Annotated in this window: 18 protein-coding genes and 1 tRNA gene; 13 read left to right on the forward strand and 6 right to left on the reverse strand. The window is 45.9% G+C overall.

Going from position 1 to position 23,426, the window contains the following annotated elements; translation table 11 throughout:
- Window positions 1–14 precede the first annotated feature (14 nt).
- Both recJ and CBI31_RS00955 read right to left on the reverse strand, forming a co-directional pair.
- Window positions 15–1,766 (reverse strand): single-stranded-DNA-specific exonuclease RecJ, encoded by a 1,752-nt coding sequence (gene recJ, locus CBI31_RS00950; RefSeq protein WP_088524555.1) that lies wholly within the window; start codon window positions 1,764–1,766, stop codon window positions 15–17.
- The gene (locus tag CBI31_RS00955; protein ID WP_240553624.1) at window positions 1,763–2,737 is read right to left on the reverse strand and encodes a hypothetical protein; all 975 of its coding nucleotides are present in this window, start codon (window positions 2,735–2,737) and stop codon (window positions 1,763–1,765) included. Before CBI31_RS00955 ends, recJ begins: the two co-directional genes overlap by 4 nt.
- Before the next feature lie 67 nt (window positions 2,738–2,804).
- Here CBI31_RS00955 and CBI31_RS00960 point away from each other — a divergent pair, with 67 nt between their 5' ends.
- The 8 genes from CBI31_RS00960 (at window position 2,805) to CBI31_RS00995 (ending at window position 11,584) form a co-directional block, all read left to right on the forward strand.
- Window positions 2,805–4,067: a lipoprotein-releasing ABC transporter permease subunit gene (locus CBI31_RS00960; protein WP_088524557.1), complete on the forward strand. Its 1,263-nt coding sequence runs from the start codon at window positions 2,805–2,807 to the stop codon at window positions 4,065–4,067.
- A gap of 4 nt (window positions 4,068–4,071) precedes the next feature.
- Entirely contained in the window at window positions 4,072–4,767 is a 696-nt protein-coding gene (locus CBI31_RS00965; RefSeq protein WP_420812053.1) for an ABC transporter ATP-binding protein, read from the forward strand.
- Between the two features lie 20 nt (window positions 4,768–4,787).
- Complete coding sequence (locus CBI31_RS00970) at window positions 4,788–5,633, forward strand: TatD family hydrolase (RefSeq protein ID WP_088524929.1); 846 nt, start codon at window positions 4,788–4,790, stop codon at window positions 5,631–5,633.
- A 189-nt stretch (window positions 5,634–5,822) separates the two neighbouring features.
- Window positions 5,823–6,881, forward strand: coding sequence for a TauD/TfdA family dioxygenase (locus tag CBI31_RS00975; protein WP_240553626.1), 1,059 nt, complete (start codon window positions 5,823–5,825; stop codon window positions 6,879–6,881).
- 67 nt (window positions 6,882–6,948) lie between these two features.
- Entirely contained in the window at window positions 6,949–7,929 is a 981-nt protein-coding gene (locus tag CBI31_RS00980) for a Bug family tripartite tricarboxylate transporter substrate binding protein (protein ID WP_161491170.1), read from the forward strand.
- A gap of 216 nt (window positions 7,930–8,145) precedes the next feature.
- Entirely contained in the window at window positions 8,146–10,515 is a 2,370-nt protein-coding gene (locus tag CBI31_RS00985; RefSeq protein WP_240553628.1) for a DNA internalization-related competence protein ComEC/Rec2, read from the forward strand.
- A gap of 40 nt (window positions 10,516–10,555) precedes the next feature.
- Window positions 10,556–10,927: a glycine zipper family protein gene (locus tag CBI31_RS00990; RefSeq protein WP_088524931.1), complete on the forward strand. Its 372-nt coding sequence runs from the start codon at window positions 10,556–10,558 to the stop codon at window positions 10,925–10,927.
- Between the two features lie 186 nt (window positions 10,928–11,113).
- Complete coding sequence (locus CBI31_RS00995; RefSeq protein ID WP_088524561.1) at window positions 11,114–11,584, forward strand: hypothetical protein; 471 nt, start codon at window positions 11,114–11,116, stop codon at window positions 11,582–11,584.
- A gap of 80 nt (window positions 11,585–11,664) precedes the next feature.
- On the opposite strand, the gene CBI31_RS01000 is transcribed toward CBI31_RS00995, so the two are convergent.
- A tRNA-Met gene (locus tag CBI31_RS01000) sits at window positions 11,665–11,741 on the reverse strand.
- 251 nt (window positions 11,742–11,992) lie between these two features.
- Between CBI31_RS01000 and CBI31_RS01005 the strand changes: the two genes are divergently transcribed.
- From CBI31_RS01005 to radA, 3 genes are read left to right on the forward strand one after another with little or no spacing between them, the layout of a single operon-like run.
- Window positions 11,993–13,837, forward strand: coding sequence for a potassium transporter Kup (locus tag CBI31_RS01005; RefSeq protein ID WP_420812057.1), 1,845 nt, complete (start codon window positions 11,993–11,995; stop codon window positions 13,835–13,837).
- Window positions 13,834–14,340, forward strand: coding sequence for a hypothetical protein (locus tag CBI31_RS01010; RefSeq protein WP_088524563.1), 507 nt, complete (start codon window positions 13,834–13,836; stop codon window positions 14,338–14,340). Before CBI31_RS01005 ends, CBI31_RS01010 begins: the two co-directional genes overlap by 4 nt.
- 41 nt (window positions 14,341–14,381) lie before the next feature.
- Window positions 14,382–15,746, forward strand: coding sequence for a DNA repair protein RadA (gene radA / locus CBI31_RS01015; RefSeq protein WP_088524564.1), 1,365 nt, complete (start codon window positions 14,382–14,384; stop codon window positions 15,744–15,746).
- A gap of 7 nt (window positions 15,747–15,753) precedes the next feature.
- Here the strand turns inward: radA and prmB are convergent, their stop codons facing one another.
- The 3 genes from prmB to dapD are packed head-to-tail and all read right to left on the reverse strand — an operon-like array spanning window position 15,754 to window position 18,673.
- Complete coding sequence (prmB, locus tag CBI31_RS01020; RefSeq protein WP_088524565.1) at window positions 15,754–16,650, reverse strand: 50S ribosomal protein L3 N(5)-glutamine methyltransferase; 897 nt, start codon at window positions 16,648–16,650, stop codon at window positions 15,754–15,756.
- Window positions 16,651–16,688: 38 nt separating this feature from the next.
- Complete coding sequence (gene dapE, locus CBI31_RS01025; protein ID WP_088524566.1) at window positions 16,689–17,840, reverse strand: succinyl-diaminopimelate desuccinylase; 1,152 nt, start codon at window positions 17,838–17,840, stop codon at window positions 16,689–16,691.
- Between the two features lie 5 nt (window positions 17,841–17,845).
- Window positions 17,846–18,673, reverse strand: coding sequence for a 2,3,4,5-tetrahydropyridine-2,6-dicarboxylate N-succinyltransferase (gene dapD / locus CBI31_RS01030; protein WP_088524567.1), 828 nt, complete (start codon window positions 18,671–18,673; stop codon window positions 17,846–17,848).
- A 174-nt stretch (window positions 18,674–18,847) separates the two neighbouring features.
- Between dapD and smc the strand changes: the two genes are divergently transcribed.
- Together smc and CBI31_RS01040 are read left to right on the forward strand one after the other, a co-directional pair.
- A complete protein-coding gene (smc, locus tag CBI31_RS01035) occupies window positions 18,848–22,369 on the forward strand; it encodes a chromosome segregation protein SMC (RefSeq protein WP_088524568.1) in 3,522 nt (1,173 codons plus the stop codon).
- Window positions 22,370–23,425, forward strand: coding sequence for a cell division protein ZipA C-terminal FtsZ-binding domain-containing protein (locus CBI31_RS01040; protein ID WP_240553630.1), 1,056 nt, complete (start codon window positions 22,370–22,372; stop codon window positions 23,423–23,425).
- The last annotated feature ends 1 nt before the right edge of the window (window position 23,426 follow it).

Below are 23,426 nucleotides of genomic sequence, written 5' to 3' on the forward strand. Positions count from 1 at the left end.
TTTTAGCTTGCCCTTTAGGTTCCGGCACTCTCGTCATGAGCCTCAATCATCAGTTGGATGCGGGCTTGTCCTTGATAGCGATCGGTCACCAAGCGATAGGCCAATTTGGCTTTGGCTGGCAGGCTTTGGGTACGGTTGAACCAAACGGCCGATAAGGGTTTATTGCTAGCGGCTACCCCAAGCGGGCGGAGCATCACGCGGAGGTGTTTTTCTTTCATGAGGCTTTGCTGGGCAATCTCAAATTCCCCATAAAAGACCGGCTGTGGAAACCCCTGGCCCCAAATCTCTTGAGCCAGAAGATCGCCAATTTCAGGGGTGAATTCTGAAGGCTGCAGAGATCCATCGTGGGGGTGTTGGCGCTCTAGGATTTCATCGGTCAACAAGCTGGCTGCGACTTCCTGAAAGCAGGCATCAAACTTTTCAAAATCACTCTTGCGAATCGTTAAACCTGCGGCCATCGCATGACCACCAAATTTTAGAATAAGATCGGGCTCACGTTTGGAAATAATATCCAAAGCATCACGTAAATGAAAGCCTGTCAATGATCTGCCAGAACCACGTAGCTCTTCACCTGTAGCGCCATCAGCGGGAGCAAAAACAATCGCAGGGCGATTAAAACGTTCTTTTAAGCGTGAAGCCACAATCCCAACAACACCTTGATGCCACTCTTGGTTCCAAAGGCAGATACTTGTGCGCTGCGCTATTGTTCCAGCTAATTGGTCTTCTGCAAGATGGGCAAGAGCTGCTTCTTGCATGCCGGTTTCAATCACGCGACGTTCACGATTAATACGATCGAGTTCTTGCGCAAGTGTCATTGCTTCATCGGCGTTATCTGTTAGAAGCAAGCGAATACCTAAAGTCATATCGGCTAAGCGCCCAGCAGCATTGAGGCGCGGGCCAATGGCAAAGCCTAAATCAAAGGTATTTGCCTTGCGTGGGTCTCGACCTGCTGCTTGAAACAAGGCCTGTATTCCGGGTTGGGATATTCCAGCCTGAATACGTTTCAAGCCATTGGAAACCAGTACACGATTATTGCGATCAAGCTGGGCTACATCAGCAACCGTGCCTAGCGCAACGAGATCCAATAAGTTCTCAATCTTAGGTTGAGTCTCATTGGTAAATCTTCCACGCTTACGTAGTTCTGCGCGTAGTGCTACCAATAGATAGAACATTACACCAACACCCGCAAGCGCCTTACTGGGGAAGGTGCAACCTGGTTGATTGGGATTGACAATCGCAGTTGCTTTGGGAAGGCGATCACCAGGTAGATGATGATCAGTAACGATTACTTCCATATCCAGTTCACGAGCACGATCTACGCCAGCTTCACTCGCAATACCGTTATCAACCGTAATGAGATATTTCGGTTTGGGGCTTTGCTCAGCAGCAAGTTCAACCACTTCAGGAGTGAGACCATAGCCCATCGTGAAGCGATTGGGGACTAGAAAGTGAATGGGGGTCTCGGGGCCGCCCAGCATTCGCAAGCCCCGCAAGCCAACAGCGCAAGCAGTGGCACCATCGCAGTCATAGTCTGCAACGATGAGCATCGGCTCTTTGCGCTCTAAGATATCTGCTAACAAAGCTGCTGTGCTGATGCAATTCTTCAGTTCCGTTGGCGAGAGCAGTTGTTTTAAGTCGAGTGAGAGTTCTTCAGGAGATTGCAGGCCTCTTGCGGCATAGAGTCTAGCAAGTAATGGATGAAGACCACTTTGTTCAAACCAGGTAGCAGTGCGTTCAGAAAAAGGGCGCTGAGAAAAGAGACTCATGAAGAAATGATTTCTTTCCAAGTAAGCGGCGCTGGTTTTTTCCAGAAGGCCCAAGATTTTCTATCAAGGTCTTTAGCTGTGAAGACCCGCTCGCGAGCTTTCCCTTTTGGAAAATCAATGAGCAGGACTTCATCTAATTCTTTATTACTCAGTGCAGCACTTAATGTCGGCCATACCGATTCAGGGTTCTCTAGCCAGGCAAAAGATCCTGCTGCTGGGGTATTGAATGTTGGTGAATGAGGGATATTAAAGAGCTTGGCCAAGCCAACCAACAGGGGGTGTGACCCATACAGATGATTCGATTGCAAAATTATCAGCGGTGCTTGTACATCGCTCAATTTACCAATGCCGCTAATCCATAAGGAGTTGATGCTTGGCATACCACGTTGCTCGCGTTCTTCATTCACTGGATCAATATGCCACAGCATCTGGATTTCATTTTGGAGTTTGCGCCAACGCTTTGCGATGCCCTCTTCATTAGTGTCACGCGGCATCCACCAATCAATATTGCGGCCATGTGCTTGATCGATGCTATAGGCCTCTAAGTTTGTAAATGGACCAGCTGGAACAAACCAGTAGTGCTGGCCCTGGAGCAGAATCGCACTTTGAAAATCTTCTTCAATCAAGGGCAGGGCGGCCTTCAGAAGTTCGGCAGATTCAGATTGTGTCAAATCGATCTGGTTTTGCCCCATCAAAATCAGGTGATCGCGCGTAGCATGCAGATGAACTGGTTGTAGGCAGGCAATGACTTCAGACGGATTCACATTTTGAGATGTTTGTCCTAAAAGTAGGGCTGGTGCCAGTGGAACAAGGTCCCCTAGTAAAAAGCGCTCGTGAGGCAGCCCTTTAACAGGGCGATCACCCATTGCCCGCTCGTCTCCAGGGTCAAGGGCATCCTCTCCTGGCAACATCAGGGTAAAGCGTCGAAGAGCGTTCTGGGAGCTTGGGGAGGATGTGGAATTTGAAGTCATTTCCCTGATTTTAGGTGGCATTTAGGTATTCCATCAGTTTGCCTTGGTAATTCACTAAACTGTGGCTATGTTGAGACTTCCTATTGAGCTAGAAATTGGCCTGCGCTATACCCGCTCCAAGCGTCGTAAGACGGTGGGTAAGCGCGATGGCTTCCTGTCTTTCATTTCCGGTATCTCTACCGCTGGTATCGCCCTAGGCGTTGCCTCCCTCATCGTCGTCCTCTCTGTCATGAATGGTTTCCAAAAGGAAGTCCGTGACCGCATGCTGTCTGTTCTATCGCACGTCGAAATTACTGCACCAGAGGGATTGGCGAACTGGGAGCCACTTGCTCTGAAGGTTGCTACACAACCACACGTAGTAGGTGTTGCGCCCATGGTGAGCTCTCAAGGCTTGCTCAGCCGAGAAAATATCATGCGCGGTGTCTCTATTCGGGGCATCTTGCCTGGTGAAGAAGGAAAAGTTTCCGATCTGCCAAAACAATTTGTTGCTGGCAGTATTGATGATCTCAAGCCAGGAAGCTTTAGTGTTGTCCTAGGCGCTCAACTTGCAGCCCTTGTCGGTGCGCATGTTGGTGATCGTGTCAATCTCATTGTTCCTGAGAGTGATTTAACACCAGCTGGCGCAATGCCAAGAATGCGAACACTACAAGTCGTTGGCATTGTCGACAGTGGACATTACGAGTACGACAGCTCCTTAGCTATCATGCATTGGAAAGATGCCGCTGCCTTGTTACGCTTACGCGATCCATCTGGCTTGCGTGTGAAGATCGATGATATGCAGCGTGCACCTGAGATAGCTAATCAATTGGCTGCCGTAGTACCCCAGGCAATGTGGGTAACGGATTGGTCACGTTCAAATCGCAATTGGTTTGCTGCAGTTCAAACTGAAAAGAAGATGATGTTCATTATTCTGACTTTAATTATTGCGGTAGCAGCATTTAATCTCGTGTCTACATTAGTGATGACTGTCAATGAGAAGCAGGCTGATATTGCGATTTTGAGAACGATGGGCGCTAGTCCCGGTTTGATCCAAAGAATATTTTTAATTCAAGGTCTAGCTATTGGCATCCTCGGCTCCCTAGCGGGTGTTGGCTTAGGTTTGTTAATTGCGCTCAATATTGATTTCATTGTTCCTGCCATAGAAGCGATCTTCCGAGTGCGCTTCTTGCCACGCGAAATCTACTTTATTAGTGAATTACCTTCGGATGTCAGATTGAGTGATGTAGTCACTGTAGGCTTGATGGCATTTGGATTGTCTGTACTGGCAACTCTCTATCCAAGTCGACGTGCCGCCCAAGTTCAACCAGCGGAGGCCTTGCGCTATGAATGAGGCCATGAGTAATCCAGCTAATTTAGTTCTGATGGCTAGAGGTCTCGCTAAGACCTATGGTCAAGGCCCCACAGCGGTAGAAGTTCTGAAGGCGATTGACTTAGATATCGCACCTTCAGAGAAGGTGGCTATTGTTGGCTCGTCTGGTTCTGGCAAAAGCACCTTATTACATCTCTTAGGTGGCTTAGATACGCCAAGCGCAGGCTCAGTCGTTCTTGCAGGCTCAAATTTAAATCAGTTATCCGTCAAAAAGTTAGATCAATTACGCAATCAAAGCTTGGGCTTTATTTATCAGTTCCATCATCTCTTGGATGAATTTAGTGCAGTTGAGAACGTCGCTTTGCCATTACGTATTCGTGGTTTAGATAATGATGAGTCCATGGATCGTGCCAGCAAGATGCTGAAAGCAGTTGGTTTATCTACGCGTGAACTGCATACCCCGGGAGAGTTGTCTGGTGGCGAGCGCCAACGTGTAGCTGTTGCAAGGGCTCTAGTAGGTAATCCTGCATGTGTATTGGCGGACGAACCAACCGGTAACCTTGATACCGAAACTGCTGATGGTGTATTTGATTTAATGCTAGATATTGCTCGCGATCAAGGAACTGCCTTTGTGATTGTGACTCATGATCCAGTACGCGCCAAACGTTGTGATCGTATTTTGCATTTAGAGCGTGGAGTATTAAAGATTTTTTCGCAATGATCATGGGAGCAACGTATCCCATGTGGATCGATACCCATTGCCATCTAGATGCGCCTGAGTTTGAGCATACATTGCCGGAGGTCATTCAGGCTGCTGCTGAAAAAAATGTCCAGGCAATTCTATTGCCGGCTGTCAGGGTGGCTGATTGTCAGCATGTTCGTGAGCTTGCCAAGCAATATAGTCAATTGATTCCTGGCTTAGTCTATACACTCGGTATTCATCCTCTGTATACCAATCAAGCTCAAGAAGCTGATATCAATATTCTTGCGCAAGAGATCGCCAAATCGCTTTCTGATCCCAGATTTGTTGGTATCGGTGAGATAGGACTGGATTATTTTGTGGAAGGCTTAGATCCACATAAGCAAGAGTATTTTTTTAATGCGCAGTTGGATTTAGCGCAAAAGTTTCAGCTGCCAGTCATCTTGCATGTGCGTCGCTCACAAGATGCCATTCTGAAAGCGCTTAGACGTCACAAAATTCTTGGCGGCATTGCGCATGCCTTTAATGGCAGCTTTCAGCAGGCAGAGCAATTTATTGAGTTAGGTCTTAAGTTAGGATTTGGTGGTGCCGCTACCTATGAGCGGGCGCTACAAATACGCAGGCTTTTAACTGAGTTACCACTCGATAGTATCGTTACAGAAACTGATTCTCCTGATATTCCACCGGCATGGTTGAGGGAAGAGGGGATTGCATTTAACGAGCCCGCCTTTGTGGCTCGGATTGCAAAAGAATTGGCCACTATTCGTGGTATTACTGATTCTGAATTTGCTGATGCTGTTTGGCGTAATGCTATGCAGGCATTGCCGCGTTGGTCAGCGCTCTACTCTTATAAAGTAATTTCTGACGGATCGATTGGCAAAGTTTGAACGACCACTATTGCGATGCAATAATTTTTCCATTAGATAAAAGTAGGCACTTAAAGTTGTCTTTCTTTTCTTCATCAGTAAAAGTAAGGGGAACTACTAACAATTCAATAAAAGAGGCTTTAAGTCTCTTCTAGTTGGTTTATATTAATTAGCAAATGATTCTCCTTGGGGGTGTAGATGAATGCTCTGATGCCAAAGTTGCAAGTACCTAAAGCGATTGCTGGGCCTGCCGCATGGAATGGCCAGGAGTTGCAAAAGGATACATCCTGGATACTAGAGTGGACTCAAGATGAAATTCGCGAGCTTATAGAGGCGGGGAGTTATTTTTTATCACTGAATAAGCCCCTAGAGCAGATTTCTCCAAAATACTTCCCATTAGCTTCTTTATCCAAAAAGATAAAAGAATTTTCAAATGAATTACTGTTTGGACGCGGTTTTTTGTTGATCAGAGGATTGCCGGTTGATCAGTTAGACCTTAAATTGTCTGCCACAATTTATCTTGGCATTGGCTCTCATATTGGAAGTTTGCGTAGCAGTAATGCAAAGGGGCATTTGTTGGGGCATGTGAAAGATCAAGGGGTTGATATTAAGAATAAAGATGTCCGTTTTTATCAAACCAATAAAAAATTAGACTTTCATACCGACTCTGCAGATTTGGTGGCCTTACTTTGTCTGCAAAAAGCTAAGTCAGGAGGGGAGTCCTATATTGCCAGTTCTATTAGCTTATATAACGAAGTTGCACTGAGGCGACCAGATCTAGTGGAGGCATTATTTATGCCCTATCCAACCGATAGAAGAGGTGAGATTCCAGATGGCTATGATCCCTGGTATAGCATGCCCATTTTTACTTGGTTCGAAGATCAGCTAACTTGCACCTATATACGTCAATATATTGACTCAGCTCAAAATAACTTTCCAGATGCTCCAAGGCTAAAGCTTGAGCAGGTTGATGTGATGGACTTAATGGATGAAATATTGGCCGAGAGAAAGGTTGTATTGTCTATGGAGTTTGAGCCAGGCGATATTCAAATATTAAATAACCATCTAATACTTCATTCAAGAAGTGATTTTGAAAATTGGCCTGAGCCTGAACGTCATCGTCATTTACTGAGGTTATGGATTGCCCCCAATAATGCTCGGTCACTTCCTGAATACTATATTCCGCGTTGGGGGTCAACGACAAAGGGTGACCGAGGCGGAATTATTGTCCCAGGCACTCAACTCAGTGTTGAGCTTAATTCGCTTTAAAAAACTTAAAATCTACTTTGGGTGTGATGATATGTTCAATGATCTGCGTAGGATAATAAATAATGCTGTGAGTCTGAAGTTTGCATCTTGGGGACTCATTTTTGTAGCTTTAAATTCTGTCTCAGTGGGTCTCAGTGCTCAAGGCTACCCGTCTAAACCAATTACTTTAATTGCCCCCTATACTGCGGGCGGAGATAGTGATTTTTCTGGTAGAAACTTGGCATCAGTTGCGACCAAGTTGATGAACCAGCCTTTGATTGTTCAAAATATTGTCGGCGCATCAGGAACCATTGGTTCCCTGAAGGTTCGGAATAGCACGCCCGATGGCTATACCTTATTGATCTCGCGAGTTGGCTCTCAGGCTATTGTGCCTGCGCTCGATAGTAAAACTCCCTATAAGTGGAATGATTTTACTTTTATCAGTTTGTTGGATTTAAATCCTATGGTGTGCGTTGTTAAAAGCGATTCACCTTATAAAAATATGAGGGATCTACTCGGGGCCCTTCGATCCGATCCAGGTAAGCTCAACTATGCAACTGCTGGCCCAGGCACTTCTCAGCATTTATCGGTTGAGATCTTACTAAATGCAGCTAACTTACCTTCTTCAGCAGCTGCAATGATTCCTTATAAGAGTGCTGGGGAAAGTAGTGCTGCCTTACTCGGAAATCAAGTCGATTTTGTTTGCAACACGATGACCACCTTGGCTGGCCAAATTAAAGGCGGGAGTATGCGCGGCTTAATGGTATCTACACCAGATAGGCTGAAAGATTTCCCTGATATCCCTTCTAGTCGTGAGTTGGGATTAAATCAATTCGAGCAGGCAACAGGATGGAGCGGTTTATTTGGTCCGCCGGGTTTGCCTCAAGATGTAGTAGATAAGTGGGTTGAAGTTCTAAAGAAAGTAGCTCAAGATCCCGCATGGGAGAATGCTAATAAAACAGCGGGTGCGATAGCCGCTATTCGGTCTCCAGCCGAAACTGACCAATTTGTGAAGCAACAAGTTCTGCTTTATGAAAGACTTGGTACTAATCTGGGTTTACGTAAATAGCTTTCTGGCTTACAGGTAAACGCTGGGCAGAGAGAAATTGGCTACGCAGTAATTCTATTACTGTTTTAGTTGGCTCTCTGCGCTGGCAATTCACGCTTAACCAAGCTTCTTAAGGTCTTGCGCTTAGCGATTACGGCGTTTATCGCCGGGGGATCATTCCTTTTCTTTTTGCCAGAGTTGCCCCTGTATTGGATGTCAGGATGTTTTCTGCTTGGCATGATTTTTTTATTCTTGGCTTATGTTGAAAAACCACTAAGTTATGTTCGTAAATTAGCCATTATTACTTTCGTATTCGTGCTGGGCTTTGCTTGGAATGCTCGCTATGCCGAGAATCGATTACACAATGTCCTTTCTCCAGAAATGGAGGGCAAAGAATTAACAATAGAAGGGCGTATAGCCGCACTACCTCAAGGAAATATAGAAGGTGCTAAGTTTGCATTTGAAATAGATGACGCCACAGCCACACTTCCTCGGCGCATCTATTTAAGTTGGCAGCCTGCGTGGAGAAACCCGCAAGCAATCCCTGAGATTGTGCCGGGTCAACGCTGGGGGTTCAAAGTAAAACTCAAGCGTCCTTACGGTTCGCTCAATCCATATACCTTTGACTTTGAGCGTTGGTCCTTTCATCAGGATTTTGGGGCCAGTGGCTCAGTAAGGTCTGGAGAGCTCTTGCTCTCAAGAGATATTAGTCTCACAGAATTTGAGTTGCGTATGGAATTAGCACGTTGGAAGTTGCGCAAAAAGATTCAATCTATGCTGCCAGCAGATGCCCGCTATGCTGGTGTGATGATTGCCTTGGTAATGGGCGATCAAAATGCAATTGAACAGGATGACTGGCGAGTATTTAATGCTACCGGTATTGGCCATTTAATTTCCATATCAGGGTTACATGTAACGATGTTGGCTAGCGTTGGTGCGTCTATAGCAGCATTTATTTGGCGACGCCGATCTTGGCCGCTACTCATCCCTGTTGGCAAGGTTGCTGCAATCGCTGGGTTTTTGACAGCATTTATTTACGCGTGGTTGGCGGGCTTTCAGATACCTGCGCAAAGAACGATGTATATGGTTGGTGTAGTGGCATATGCGCTATGGTCTGGCAAAAATCCGAGATCTTTTGATATTTGGTGGTGGGCATTAGCATTTGTTTTATTGATTGATCCAATGGCACCCTATACCCCTGGATTTTGGTTGTCGTTTGGTGCGGTTGCTGCCATCCTATTCGCGATGGGAAATTCATCAGGCTTGCTCGGCATACCCACCGGTAAAGAATTAGAAGTTCATTGGATTTATCGCATCACTCAAGCCTTACGTGAAGCCTGTCGAGTGCAAGCAGTTATGACCATTGCATTACTCCCATTGACTTTATATTGGTTCTATCAAGTATCACTAGTGTCGCTATTGGCTAATGCCTTTGCAATTCCCCTGGTTAGTTATGTTGTGACACCTTTAGCTATCGCTGGAGCATTGTTACCGGAATTTATTGGGAAGTGGCTTGTATTGCTAGCCCATATGGCAATGGAGTATCTCGCAGTCGCATTAGATTGGATGGCTAACTGGAATTGGTCAGTGGTCTGGGCGCCTCACCCGGAGTGGTGGACCTTACTTTTATCTATCGCTGGAATTATTTATGCCATTCGCCCAGGAAGTTTGATCGATGAGTGGAGAAGGCGTACTTTAGCTTTAACTCTATCCATCCCTTTGTTCATTCCGCTACTCAGTTTTTCAAATCTAAGCGCTTTAGCTGTGGGCGAATTCCGGGCAACTGTTCTAGATATTGGCCAAGGTACGTCAGTCTTGCTGGAGACAGCAAATAAGAAATTACTCTATGACACTGGACCCATTCAAGGAAAGAAGGATGATGCAGGGCAGCGCGTGATTCTGCCTTATTTGCGCGGTAGAGGTATTGATCAAATAGATCGCATGGTGATTAGCCATAGTGATAGTGATCATGTGGGCGGGGCAGCTACCTTACTAAAGCAAATTCAGTTTGATTCCATGATGGGTTCATTGCCCATTAATAATCCTTTGCTCCAAAATCTTCAATCTAGAAAAGTTCCCAGCATCCCTTGTCGGTTTGGACAGCGTTGGATTTGGGATGGCGTTGAATTCATAGTGTGGCACCCAAGCGAAGATACACTTTTTGAGGATCAATATTCTAGAAAGCCAAATGAAGTGAGTTGCGTGCTCGAGGTTCGCAACCAGAATGCTTCTTTCTGGTTAACTGGTGATATAGAAAAGCAAGGTGAGGCTGAGATAGTGGAGCGGCTCAATCACTCAAGACTTACAGAGATGGCCGATAAACAACTCATTTTCATGGCGCCACACCATGGCAGTAAAACTTCTTCATCCCTCGACTTACTGAAGAGTTTGAGGCCTGATCAGGCTTTTGCACAAAACGGCTACCGTAATCGTTATGGCCACCCACACCCTACTGTGAGCGCACGTTACAGAGATTTAAATATTCCGTTTTACCAAACGCCTATCACGGGCGCTCAAATCTGGACATTTAAAAACCATACTAAGCCTTCGACACAATTTTGGCGGCATGCTATAAATCGTCTATGGCATAGGAGTATTAAGGAATAATCCTTAAACCCAAACTTAATTTAGCAAAAAGGTGATGAATATGAACAAGCTATTTGCGTTATGTTCTTTAGTGTTGATTACGGCAGTCGGCTGTGCTGGTGCTGATGTTCGCCCAATTGTCGATATGAAGGGCGTTAATGAAGCCGCCTATGAGAAGGATTTGCAAGAGTGTCAGGCGTACGCTAAAGATCAGTCCGGTATGGGTGGGACTGCCGCAAAAGGTGCTGGTGCAGGTGCTGTAGTTGGTGGCTTACTGGGGCTTGTTACGGGTGGCAATACAACTGGTATCGTTCAAGCTGCTGGCGCCGGTGCAGTGATTGGCGGTGCTGGCGGTGCGTTTAGCGGCAACCAAGCTCAAGAGGCTGTTGTTAAGCGGTGTTTGGGTGGTAGGGGTTATAAGGTTTTGAATTAAGCCTTTAATATAGAGCAGAGCTAAATATGGAAATGCTTGCTGCTAATAGACCTGGTGGCAATAGGCCCCTCTTTAGTTGGTCGATAGTATGATTTCCAGACTTAAGGGGATTTAGATATGTACAGAATTGTTGTTTTACTCATAGTTAGCCTTAGCTTAATAGCATGTAGAGGTAACGATAGAGTCGTGAGTGCTTGGGAAATTAACGATGTCTATCGTTCTACCCTCATTAGCTCTAATTCCAGTACTGGCGGAAAGATATATCAAGGCCCTCCGATCAATACGATGGATGCTGCCAATACTTTTGAAATGTTTAGTCTCAGAGCAGAGAAAAGTGTTCAGGGTGTTAAATCATACGAACTCCTGGTTCATTTGACTTACTTTGCTCCATGGCGCTATTACGAATCAGCTAACTTGCTAAATAAACCTGCGAGTACTTTTAAAGTGTTATCGCGAGAAGCTGGCGTCTGTGAACCTCAAGGTTGCGTGTTTAAAGAGTTGATGGCCATTCAACTGACCGATACTTTTTTGCGGGAGCAAATGAATAAGGGATTTCAGGTCAGGATTTCTTCAAAAACTGGGGTGAGTAGTGATTTATTTGTGCCAGCTCAGTACCTTCAGGGTTACCTAAAAGCAGTTGACGGACCAAAGAACTAGTTTATTGAGCAGTCTTTCAGGGTTTAGTTATCGCTAAAAAGCAAAAAGCCCTTAAAAATAAGGGCTTAGAGCTGTAATACTGGTTGCGGGGGCAGGATTTGAACCTACGACCTTCGGGTTATGAGCCCGACGAGCTGCCAGACTGCTCCACCCCGCGTCTGAGTCTTAGATTCTAGCATTTTTTGGGGGTCCCTGTCGAGGTTTTCCTGCAATTTGAATATAAAAAAGCGGTTTTTGAGGGTTGAACTCATTATTTAAGGGTTGCCCATAAGGAGTAACATATTGCCATGCAACATACCTTAAGGTTATGAGATGTCAATTAGTAATCCAGAGTTTTCCAGCTCAACACTTCTAAATCCAGTAGAGGTGAGTGGCCCTGGTGGCGAGCATAAAAAAAGCCTGGGTGTAATGATGCTTGCAGCAATTGGCGTCGTCTTCGGTGATATAGGAACTAGTCCGCTCTATGCGCTAAAAGAATGCTTTGATCCTACTCATGGCATTGCGTATACCCCAGAAGCTTTATTTGGCGTCATCTCAATGATGATTTGGGCTCTGATTCTAGTTGTGACTGTTAAGTATGTATTGTTTGTGATGCGAGCAGACAATAAAGGCGAGGGTGGAGTTCTCTCTTTGATGGCCTTAGCTTTGCGTTCTTTCGATAGCAAATCAAAAGGTTACTTCTTTTTTATGATCATGGGCATGTTAGGTGCTTGCATGCTCTTGGGTGAGTCAGTCATTACCCCGGCTATTTCCGTTTTATCTGCTGTTGAGGGTATTGAAATTGCTGCTCCAGGTTTGAACAAATTCATTATTCCAATTTCACTCATTATTTTGGTTGCTCTATTTCTCATTCAGAAATATGGCACTGCTGCTGTTGGAAAATTATTCGGGCCCATTACGCTTGCTTGGTTTTTAGTGCTTGCTGCTCTAGGTATCTGGAACATTGGCGATGCTCCTGAGATCATTGCCGCTTTCAATCCGCTATACGCAATTGACTTTGTCAGGCTGCATCCAACTACCGCATATATTGTGATGGGCGCGGTAGTGCTCGTAGTTACTGGAGTGGAAGCACTGTATTTGGATATGGGGCATTTTGGTCGCACACCGGTGAGATATGCATGGTTATTAATTGTTCTGCCAAGCCTTCTAATTAATTATCTAGGTCAAGGTGCTTTAGTGCTCTCTAATCCCGAAGCCATTAAAAACCCCTTCTACTTAATGGTCCCAGAGTGGGCATTATGGCCAACAGTAGGATTAGCGACGGCTGCTACTGTCATTGCTTCTCAAGCCGTCATCTCAGGAGCATATTCACTAGTAAGTCAGGCAATTTTGCTTGGATTTATGCCGCGTATGAATATTTTGCATACCTCTGACTCTGAGCAGGGTCAAATTTATATTCCAATGGTCAATTGGGCTTTGTTGTTTATGGTCGTCGTAACTATTATTGAGTTCCGAGAGTCCGTGAATTTGGCAGCAGCTTATGGTATTTCGGTAACCTCAACAATGCTGATCACTACCATCTTGTTGGCAGTAGTAATGTTCCGTGAATGGAAGATGAATTTTGTATTAGTGGCAGCAATTACAACCGCCTTCTTTTTGGTTGATTTTGCTTTCTGGACTGCTAACTTAATTAAGATCAAAGATGGGGGCTGGTACCCGTTAGCTCTTGGCTTACTTTGCTTTATCTGTTTGATTACTTGGTACCATGGCCGTCAAATTTTGCGCAAGCGTGCAATGGAAGGTGGCATCGAACTCAGTAGCTTTATTAGCTCTTTGCTTCAACACCCACCTCATCGTGTTGAGGGCACTGCTATATTTTTAACTGCTCATGTGGATTATTTGCCAATCTCTTTTTTACATAATCTCAAGCATAACCATGTATTGCATGAAAGAGTCTTCTTCTTGAAGGTCAGTATTTGGGATGTACCCTATGTAAACGATCAAGAACGCATTACCCTTAAAGATTTAGGTGGCAATATATTTGTAGTGAGGGCTATCTATGGATTTAAAGAAACTCCCGATATGGGAAGCATTATTAGTTTGATTGAAACTAAATTTAATATGAAGTTTGACATGATGGATACATCCTTTTTCTTGGCACGGGATACCATCGTGCCTTCAGCAATGCCTGGGATGGCCCTCTGGCGTGAGCGCTTGTTCTGCTGGATGTATCAAAATGCAGGTCGTCAGTCTGACTTTTTTAAGATACCTGCCAATCGAATTGTAGAGCTTGGTTCAAAGGTGGAAATTTGAGGAGTCACACTATTCGCTCAACGATATTCCTCGGAATTTTTGTAGCAGTTTGCTCTTTTAGTAGCTTAGTCCTTGCGACGCCTGCTGAAGAGGCTGAGCTTGCCCAGCTAGATAAGATTGAACAAGAACTTGAGCTGCAGCGCGAGTGGGCCAAGTATCGCTGGGGCAAGGCTCAATCCGACTGTCATCAAAAGTATTGGGTGAATTACTGTATCGGCAGCGCTAGAAAGGAATATCGCAAAGAAATAGACCCTATTACGCAGCAAGAGATTGCACTTCATGAGGCGCAGCGAAAATTACGCAAGAGCCTGAAGGATCAAGAAGATATAAAGCGAGCTGCTGAGCGAGCCTCGCCTGTTAAGGCGGCTGAGCGTGTAGATAATCAGCGGGAGTTTGCTGAGAAGCAAAAAGATGCAGCTCAAAGAGCGGCTGATTTAGAGCAGCGCCGCAAAGATGCGCCTAAGCGTGCACAAGAAAATAAATCCGGCACACAGCTGGATTGATGACCAACTCAATATTTTTTAATTTTATTACTAGGTAACTCTTGGCCAAAGTCAAAACGGTTTACATCTGCCAATCTTGTGGCGGCAGCTCTGCAAAGTGGCAGGGGCAGTGCCCATCTTGTCAGGAGTGGAATACATTGGAAGAGGGGCTGCCTGAGAGCACAGCGAATTCTCGTTTTCAGGGTTTAGCGCAATCTTTACCTAGGCAAAAGTTATCTGCAATTGCTGCAGAGGATTTACCAAGATTTAGCACTGGCGTTGAAGAGTTTGATCGCGTCTTAGGGGGTGGCTTAGTTCCAGGTGGTGTGGTTCTCTTGGGAGGTGATCCCGGAATTGGTAAATCGACATTACTATTGCAAGCCTTGGCTGAGATGAGTGCTGCTGGGATGAATGTGCTCTACAGTAGTGGTGAAGAATCAGCAGCCCAAATCGCATTACGGGCAAAACGAATTGCATTAGATGCTCCCCAACTAGAGGTCTTGGCAGAAATTCAGTTAGAAAAACTGATTTCGATTATGGATACTGTTAAGCCACAAGTATTGGTGGTGGACTCCATTCAAACCTTGTACTCCGAAGTGCTAAGCTCTGCTCCCGGATCGGTAGCGCAAGTACGAGAGTGTGCTGCGCAATTAACTAGGGCCGCTAAATCCAGTGGTATCTGTGTATTGATGGTAGGCCATGTTACTAAAGATGGCCACCTTGCCGGACCTAGAGTCTTAGAGCATATTGTGGATACTGTTTTGTATTTTGAGGGCGACACCCATTCTTCATTTCGTTTAGTGCGCTCGATTAAGAATCGCTTTGGTGCTGTGAATGAGTTAGGCGTGTTCGCAATGACCGAAAAAGGTCTGCGTGGTGTCACTAATCCTTCGGCAATTTTCTTATCGCAGCATGAGCAAATGGTTCCAGGTGCCTGTGTACTAGTTACCCAAGAAGGTAGCCGTCCTCTATTGGTAGAAATTCAGGCGTTAGTAGATACCGCGCACGTTCCCAACCCACGGCGTTTAGCTGTTGGTCTAGAGCAGGCGCGCTTAGCAATGCTCTTAGCGGTTTTACACCGTCATGCAGGCATTGCTTGCTTTGATCAAGATGTGTTCTTAAATGCGGTGGGCGGAGTCAAAATCTCCGAACCTGCAGCTGACTTAGCAGTGCTGTTGGCAATCCAATCGTCGATTCGCAATCGTGCTCTACCTAAAGAGCTGATCGTATTTGGTGAGGTTGGTTTGGCGGGTGAAATTCGTCCATGCCCACGTGGACAAGAGCGTTTAAAAGAGGCGGCAAAATTAGGCTTTACTGTAGCCATTATTCCAAAGGCTAATATGCCTAAGACCAAGATTCCGGGATTGAAAATTATTCCGGTTGAGCGAATTGATCAGGCAATTGCTGCTGCAGCAGAATTAAGTTGATAGATTTCTAACGCAGCTCTTCCGCCTGTATGAGAAGTACTTGCTCTTCGCCAGCAGAGACTTCCATCCAAATCGCTGGAATTTGAGGAAAAGCCTTTTTAAAGTTCTCATACTCATTGCCAATCTCAATCAGAATGGCGCCACGCTCAGATAAGTAATCTGGCGCATGCGCAATAATTCTTCTGATTAAGTCCATGCCATCATCCCCGCCAGCTAATGCCAGAACTGGCTCAGCATGATATTCAGCGGGAAGCATATTCATTGAGTGGGCGTTGACATATGGTGGGTTGCAAATGATTAGGTCAAATACATTATCTTCATTGGGCTCTGGCAAAGCATTCCATAAATCACCATCTAATAAATCTACCTGAGAGTTCAAGCCATGACGATCGACATTTCGTGCGGCTATAGATAGGGCGGGCATGCTGATATCACAAGCGCTCACATGAATATCAGGACAAGACAGTGCTAAGAGGCTTGCTAACGAGCCATTACCAGTGCATAAGTCAAGTGCTTTACCACCTGCAGGCAACCATGGCTCTAGAGAGCCATCGACAATCAGTTCTGCAATCAATGAACGGGGAACAATACTTTGTTCGCTACAGAAAAAGGGGACACCCATCAGCCAGGCTTCACCCAGAATATAGGCAAGTGGTTTACGAGTGGCGATTCTTTCGTCAGCAACAAGGATAGCTTTTTTCTCCTGCTCGGCTGTAATTGAGTCTTCCAAATGATCAAGCGCTTCAGTTGGGCTTAAATCGATTTGCTTGCTGACAAGCCAGAGTGCTTCGCTTTGCGCATCAATTGCGCCATGCCCGTAATGTAAGTTTGCTGCTGCCAGTTTTTGTGCAATTTGATTGATGCACTGATTGACTGTTAGTGATTGCAAAGGCTCAGGGTCCATGATGGCTTGGCTTCAACTGGAAAGAAATTGATTCGCAATTAAGCAATCAGCTGCTCAAGTGTTTTGCGATAAATATTTTTCAGGGGCTCAACATCATCAATGATGACGCACTCATTGATTTTGTGGCTAGTAGCATTGAGTGGCCCAAACTCTACAACTTCATTGCAAATCTTCGCAATGAAGCGTCCGTCACTAGTGCCACCAGTAGTCGATAGCTCAGTATCTACTTGAACTTCTGCTTTGATGGCCTGACGCAATACAGTTGCTAGGCCACCATCTCCTGTAATAAAAGGACTGCCGCCCAATACCCAGTCAATTTCGAAATCAAGGCCGGCATTATTCAAAATCTTTTCAAGACGCTCACGCAATTGTTCTGGCTTACTCTCAGTAGAGAAGCGGAAATTGAAATCAATTGTTAATTCACCAGGAATCACATTGTTTGCCCCAGTGCCAGCATGAATATTGGAAATCTGAAAGCTAGTGGGCTGAAAATATTGATTCCCTTTATCCCACTCGGTTTCTACTAAGGTGGAGATGGCAGGTGCCGATAGGTGAATCGGATTCTTGCCTAGATGCGGGTAGGCAATATGGGCCTGAATACCTTTAATTTTGAGCTTGCCCGATAAAGAACCGCGACGACCATTTTTAATCATGTCACCAAGTTTCTCAACAGAAGTGGGTTCACCAATCACGCAATAGTCTAGGCGTTGTCCTTGCTTTTGCAAACGCTCGCACATAATGACAGTGCCATCATTCGCAGGGCCTTCTTCATCGCTAGTGATTAAGAAGGCAATAGAGCCGTGATGATCGGGGTGTGCTGTGACAAACTCTTCGGTTGCCACTACAAAACCAGCAAGAGAGGTTTTCATATCAGCTGCGCCACGACCATAGAGCATGCCATCACGAATGGTGGGAGTAAATGGATTGCTATCCCACTTTTCCAATGGTCCAGTTGGCACAACATCTGTATGACCAGCAAACATCAGTACTTTGCCTTCATCACCAGACTTACCTTTTTTAATTGCCCAGAGATTGGTTACTTGAAAGTTCTCAGGACCACTCACAACACTCTCAGTATGAAACCCAAGAGCTTGCAAGCGATGAGCGATTAATTCTTGGCAACCACCATCAGCCGGGGTAACGGAGTGGCAAGCAATTAGAGCCTCTGTCAGCTCAAGGGTGGCGCTCATAAAATTTAGTCGCGGAGTAATTCGTTGATGGCAGTCTTTGCTCTCGTTTGCGCATCCACCTTCTTCACGATGACGGCAGCATACAAGCTGTATTTGCCGCAAGCAGAAGGAAGGGATCCTGGAACCACTACAGAGCCTGCTGGAACTCGGCCGTAGTGCACTTCGCCCGTTTCACGGTCATAAATCTTGGTGCTCTGACCCAGATAGACGCCCATGGAAAGAACAGAGTTCTCTTCGATGACTACACCTTCAACTACTTCGGAGCGAGCACCGATAAAACAGTTATCTTCAATAATGACCGGACCAGCTTGGATCGGTTCCAAAACGCCGCCAATACCAACGCCACCAGAGAGGTGAACGTTTTTACCAATTTGAGCGCAGGAACCTACAGTTGCCCAGGTGTCCACCATAGTGCCTTCACCGACATAAGCACCAATATTGACGTAGGACGGCATTAAAACCGCGTTTTTGCCAATAAACGAGCCGCGACGCGCTATTGCAGGGGGGACAACCCGAAAGCCGCCAGCAGCAAAATCAGCCGCAGTGTAGTCCTGAAATTTGCTGGGTACTTTGTCATAGAACTGGGTATAGCCACCAGCACCCATGGGAACGTTGTCCTCTAGGCGAAAAGAGAGCAAAACAGCCTTCTTAACCCATTGATTGACATCCCATTTACCAACGCTACGGCGTTCAGCAACGCGAATAGTGCCGGCATTTAGGCCTTCTAAGACCGCATTTACGGCATTACGGACATCCCCTGGAGCGGTATCTGGGGAGAGGTTTGCGCGGTTTTCCCAGGCTTGTTCAATGATGTTTTGTGGTGATTGGCTCATGCTTTTTAGTTAACTATCAGATTGTTAAGGGGTTTTGTCCCTGGAGGTAGATTTATCATTATATCGATGGGCAGAAAACGCGTCTAAGTAGTCCCAAGCTTGCTATCATCTTCCCACTTTAGTTTTAATTAATTACCCCCTTATTTAAACCTCTTTTTCCCTGCAAAGTACGCCGTGCAACTGAAATCCATCAAACTTTCCGGCTTTAAGTCTTTCGTCGACCCAACCCATTTTGAAATGCCTGGCCAATTAATTGGCGTTGTGGGTCCTAACGGTTGCGGAAAGTCGAACATTATTGACGCCGTCCGCTGGGTTTTGGGCGAATCTCGCGCTAGTGAGCTGCGGGGCGAATCGATGCAGGACGTCATTTTTAATGGCTCTGGATTGCGTAAGCCATCTGGTCGTGCCAGTGTGGAATTGATTTTTGATAATACAGAGGGGCGTGCTCAAGGTCAGTGGAGTGCTTTTACAGAGCTCGGAATCAAACGTGTTTTGACTCGTGATGGCAACTCCAGTTACTACGTCAACAATCAAGTAGTGCGTCGTAAAGATATTCAAGATATTTTCTTGGGCACTGGTATGGGTCCAAGAGGTTACGCCATTATTGGTCAAGGAACCATTAACCGAATTCTAGAAGCAAAGCCAGAAGAATTGCGTGTGTTCTTGGAGGAGGCTGCTGGTGTTTCTAAATATAAAGAACGTCGTAAAGAAACGGCATCGCGCTTAGAAGACACTGTAGAAAATTTAACGCGTGTTGAAGATATCTTGCGCGAGCTAGATCAGCAATTAACGCGTTTGGAAAAACAAGCTACAGTTGCTGAGCGTCACGCAGAGCTCTCAACACAAATGAAATCACAGCAGCAGTTGCTCTGGTTTGTGCGTCAAACTGAGGCTGGTAAAGAGCAAGAGCGCCATGCTAATAGCATTCGTGATACCCAGGTTAGCTTGGAAGAGCAAACTGCTAAGTTACGCCATGCTGAGGCCGAATTAGAGACCATGCGTACCCAACAGTACGCATTGCAAGATAAGGTTTCTCAGGCCCAAGGTGATTTGTATCAAACTAACTCTGATGTGAGTCAGGTCGAGTCTCAGATTCATTATGTGCAAGAAGCACGTCAACGCTTGCAACAACAAACCTTAGATTTGCAGGCACAGTTACAACGTTGGACTATTCAAGAGACTGATGCTGCACAAGCACAACGCACTACCGAGCATGAGTTATCTCTTGCAACAGAAAAAGAGCAAACCCTCTTGGCAGATCTCAATGGCTTGCAAGCACAGATGCCAGGCCGTGAAGAGGCTTATCAAACATCTGCTCGTGATCTCAATCAGGCGCGAGAAAGTTTGGCATCCATCGAGCAGCGCCTAGCAAGTTTGGGTGAGCGTATTCGTGCAATGTCTGCACAATCGGATGAGCTCAAAGGGCGCGAGACTCGCCTCACCAGCGAATTAGATGGTATGCGCAGGCCAGATGCAGAGGCTTTGCAAACTTCGATTGATCGCCAGGTGATGGCGCAGCGTAAGGTGGATGAGGCTAAGCAACGCGCAGTTGATACACAGCAACGCGTACCAGCTGCTGACGAGGCACGGAATGCCGCACAGCAAAAGACCCAGGCTGCAAACCAGGATCTTGCGCAAACTGAAGCGAAGTTAACAGCACTGACTGCTTTGCAAGCTAGTGTTCAAGCGCAAGGCAAGATTGGACCATGGCTAGAGAGCAAGGGCCTCAAAGAAAGCAAGCGACTCTGGCAAGAGCTGAAGGTTGAGAGTGGCTGGGAAGCTGCTTTGGAATCCGTATTGCGTGAACGCTTAGCCGCAGTAACAGCAAAGAGCGTTCAAGAAACATTGGCTCTGGCGAATGATGCTCCCCCAAGTCGTTTGGCAATTTTGCTCACTGAAGAAATTACGCCTGCACACACCAATGTACCTGCTGATTTCACACCACTGCTAACGCGTGTTCAAAGTGCTGGTGCAGCAAGACTGACTTCTGTATTACAAGAATGGTTAGATAATATTTATATTGCTAGCAGCCTTGAAGATGCTTTGCATCGTCGTGAGAAATTACCCGCTGGTGGCGCTTTTGTTACTCAGCAAGGTCACTTAGTGAGCCGTGTCAGTGTTCAGCTCTACGCGGCAGACTCTGAGCAAGCTGGTATGTTGGCGCGCGCTCAAGAGATGGAAAGTCTTGAGAAACAATTACGTGCACAAAAACTCATGCAAAGTGAGTTGCAGAGTGAACTAGATCAGTGCGCGGCAAATTATCAAGCCGCACACCAAGCAGCAGAGCAAGCCCGTATTAATGCTGAGCATGCCGTGCAAGAAGCGCATGGTTTCGAAGTGGAAAGAATGCAGCTCACCCAAGCTGAAGAGCAATACAGCCAGCGTGCCGCACAAATTCAAAGCGAGTTGTCAGAATTACATCAGCAGATGGAGCAATTGGGTGTAAATCAAGTGCAATCAAGCGAGGAGCTAGCCAAATCAGAGCAGTCCAAACAAGGACTGCAAGATTCTCTCCAAGCAGCTCAAGAAAAATTAGAGCTGACCACTCAAGAGCGTGATCACTTACGTGAATCATTTCGTGCTGCTGAGATGGCAGCACAAGAAGCGGCATTTACTACTCGCTCATTGCAGCAACGTATTACTGATTTGCAACGTGATCAAAGTACAGCGCGTACCCAGATTATGGAGATCCAAGATAAGCATGACCTGGCCACACAAGAGCTGGCAGCTTTAAGTGATGAAGAGGCACAAGATAAATTACAAGGTTTATTGCTAGCCCGCAGTGCACGTGAGGCTTCCCTTGCGAATGCACGCACCGAACAAGACGCTTTATTACATCAACTGCGTGAAGCTGATGAAGCCCGGATGCAAATAGAGCGTGGCTTACAGCCAATGCGTGACAAGGTAGTTGATTTACAGTTACGCGAACAAGCTGCCCGCTTGAACTACGAGCAATTTGCAACCTTATTAGCCGATGCTGAAGCCGATCTTATTGCCTTGGAGTCAAATTTCAATTCAGAATTGAAGGTGGGCGCCCTTCAAACTGAAGTGAATCGCTTAAATACCGAAATTCAATCCTTGGGTCCAGTGAATATGGCGGCTCTTGATGAGCTAGCGAGTTCACGTGAGCGTAAACAGTTCTTAGATGCACAATCTGCGGACTTGAATGAAGCAATGCAGACTTTGACAGATGCGATTGCGAAGATTGATGCTGAAACTCGTGATCTATTACAAGGAACTTTCGACCAAGTCAACACGCATTTCGGAAAATTATTCCCAGAGCTCTTTGGCGGTGGCCATGCCGAGCTTGTGATGACCGGCGAAGAAATTTTGGATTCAGGCGTTCAGGTCATGGCTCAGCCTCCAGGTAAGAAAAATAGCTCTATTCATCTTCTGTCTGGTGGTGAAAAAGCCTTGACTGCAATTGCTTTGGTTTTCTCACTCTTCCTCCTCAATCCTGCCCCATTCTGCTTACTTGATGAGGTAGATGCTCCATTGGATGATGCAAATACCTTGCGCTATTCAAAGATGGTTGCCAAAATGTCAGAGAAGACGCAATTTGTATTCATCTCACATAACAAGATCACCATGGAAATTGCCCATCAACTTATTGGTGTCACCATGCAAGAGCAAGGTGTATCCAGAATTGTGGCAGTAGATATCTCATCTGCTGTATCGATGGTGGAGGCCGCCTAAGTGTACGTAGAACAAATCATGACGAGTTTAGGTTTGTCTGATTTGCAATTTGCATTAGCTGCCATTGGTTTAGTGATTTTGACACTGGTAGCCATTCTTAATTTTAAATATGCACGTGCTCGTCGCCAAGCGCGAGAGCAGTCCCTATTTACGGATGATCGCTTTGGTCGTGAGCCTAGTTCTGCTGATCCAGACATAGGGCGCAGCGAGCCAAGCTTTGGATCTACCTCAACAGCAAACTCTATTCCCGAGAAATTTACTATTGATCCTCGCATTGATTGCGTCATCACACTTCGTTTTGACGAGGCTATTGCTGGATCAGAGATCTTAGAAGAGATTCATGATTGGGCCGATTCGCAAGTACAAGCTACTGCTAGGTGGGTATGCGAAGGCCTGAATGCTGACCAAGATGCGGCAGAGGATTGGGAAGGACTTAAGCCTGGATCTAGCTATTTAGAGTTACAGCTAGCCATTCAATTGGTAAGTCGCCGTGGCGCTATTGGAGTATTGGAGCTTTCTGATTTTTGCTCACGTGCACAAGCGCTCGCCGAGACTTTGGGTTCTCAAATTGATATGCCTAGTGTGAACACGATGCTAGAAAGCGCTAAAGAGCTAGATGTGATGGCTGCTGATAGCGATATCCAGCTGAGCATCAATGTTTTATTTGATGAACCATGTCCATGGGGTAACTTTGATGCCCTCATGCGTCAGCGTGGTTTTAAATTAGCTCGTAACGGTAGGCAATATGAGTTCTATAGCAATGAGGGACTTGTCTTTAGTAGTGCTGATTTAGATCCCAATTCACCTGTATCGCAATTGACTTTATTGCTTGAAGTTCCATTAGTTGTACAGGAAGAGCGTGCCTTCGAAAGAATGCTTGCTGAAGGTGTTGAGCTTGCTCAAGCTGCCCATGGCCGTTTAGTAGATGACAATGGCATTAACTTGAGTGAAGCTGCTGTAGTAAGTATTCGTCAGCATCTTGATCTTCTTTATGCCAATCTAGAGAAGTCTGGTGTTCCTGCTGGATCTTCTACGGCTAGCAGACTCTTTAGCTAGG

Source organism: Polynucleobacter campilacus (assembly GCF_002206625.1).
Taxonomy (GTDB): Bacteria; Pseudomonadota; Gammaproteobacteria; order Burkholderiales; family Burkholderiaceae; genus Polynucleobacter; species Polynucleobacter campilacus.